The sequence below is a fragment of the Shigella sp. FC1544 genome, assembly GCF_001722145.1.
GTDB lineage: Bacteria > Pseudomonadota > Gammaproteobacteria > Enterobacterales > Enterobacteriaceae > Escherichia > Escherichia coli.
Genome location: NZ_MECT01000271.1, coordinates 1 through 1,719, shown reverse-complemented (window position 1 = coordinate 1,719; position 1,719 = coordinate 1). Strand labels below are relative to the sequence as shown.

General features: G+C 42.6%; 2 pseudogenes. One reads left to right on the top strand and one right to left on the bottom strand.

The annotated features are described in order from the left end of the window. A pseudogene (locus tag BGK49_RS13990) lies at positions 1 to 289 on the bottom strand (IS1-like element transposase); the annotation flags it as partial. 372 nt (positions 290 to 661) lie between these two features. Between BGK49_RS13990 and ipaHd the strand changes: the two are divergent. After that, a pseudogene (gene ipaHd / locus BGK49_RS13985) lies at positions 662 to 1,719 on the top strand (T3SS effector E3 ubiquitin-protein ligase IpaHd); the annotation flags it as partial.

Genomic DNA, 1,719 nt, shown 5'->3' with positions numbered 1-1,719 from the left:
TGTATGCGCGAGGTTACCGACTGCGGCCTGAGTTTTTTAAGTGACGTAAAACCGTGTTGAGGCCAACGCCCATAATGCGTGCACTGGCGCGACATCCGACGCCATTCATGGCCATATCAATGATTTTCTGGTGCGTACCGGGCTGAGAGGCGGTGTAAGTGAACTGTAGTTGCCATGTTTTACGGCAATGAGAGCAGAGATAGCGCTGATGTCCGGCAGTGCTTTTGCCGTTACGCACCACGCCTTCAGTAGCGGAGCAGGAAGGACATCTGATGGAAATGGAAGCCACGCAAGCACCTTAAAATCACCATCATACACTAAATCAGTAAGTTGGCAGCATTACCTTTTTTATATACATGATTCACTGATACCAGTGGCATTAATAGCTATTATATAGCTTCAGCTCCTTTTTTCATACCTTAAGGAAAAATTGCCCCCTCCCCCAAAAAGTATCGTTTTTTTACATTAAACCGATCCAGTTTAGGATAGTGTAAAGCAGAAGTTCTTCAATATATAACATATGGAGTTAATATGCTTACACAAACTATATATCCGCCTCCTCCAGAAGTTCCTGTCTACTGCTGAAGGGAACCAATAACATTGCAAAGCAGATAAAAAAGAATCCAACACCTCTCAACATAAAGAATACGCCCTGATATTTATGCTCCCGACAAATAACAATCACAGATTAATTTCAAATTCGTTCTCCACTTATTCAATCGACACTAGCCGCGCATATGAAAATTATCTAACCCATTGGACTGAATGGAAAAATAACCGCATACAAGAAGAACAACGAGACATCGCTTTTCAGCGACTAGTATCATGTCTACAAAACCAAGAGACGAACCTAGACTTGTCTGAATTAGGCCTGACAACGTTACCTGAAATCCCCCCGGGAATTAAATCAATTAATATAAGTAAAAATAATTTAAGCTTAATCTCCCCATTGCCTGCGTCCCTTACACAGCTTAATGTCAGCTATAACAGACTTATTGAACTGCCTGCTTTGCCTCAAGGACTTAAATTATTGAATGCGTCCCACAATCAACTAATCACACTACCCACACTCCCCATATCTTTGAAGGAGCTTCATGTCTCAAATAATCAATTATGTTCTCTTCCTGTTTTACCAGAACTACTGGAAACATTAGATGTATCATGTAATGGGCTGGCAGTTTTACCACCTTTACCATTTTCTTTACAAGAGATTAGCGCAATAGGGAATCTTCTTAGTGAACTCCCCCCTCTACCTCACAACATTCACTCCATATGGGCAATCGACAATATGTTAACCGATATTCCATACCTGCCGGAAAATTTAAGGAACGGTTATTTTGACATAAATCAGATAAGTCATATCCCGGAAAGCATTCTTAATCTGAGGAATGAATGTTCAATAGATATTAGTGATAACCCATTGTCATCCCATGCTCTGCAATCCCTGCAAAGATTAACCTCTTCGCCGGACTACCACGGCCCGCAGATTTACTTCTCCATGAGTGACGGACAACAGAATACACTCCATCGCCCCCTGGCTGATGCCGTGACAGCATGGTTCCCGGAAAACAAACAATCTGATGTATCACAGATATGGCATGCTTTTGAACATGAAGAGCACGCCAACACCTTTTCCGCGTTCCTTGACCGCCTTTCCGATACCGTCTCTGCACGCAATACCTCCGGATTCCGTGAACAGGTCGCTGCATGGCTGGAAAA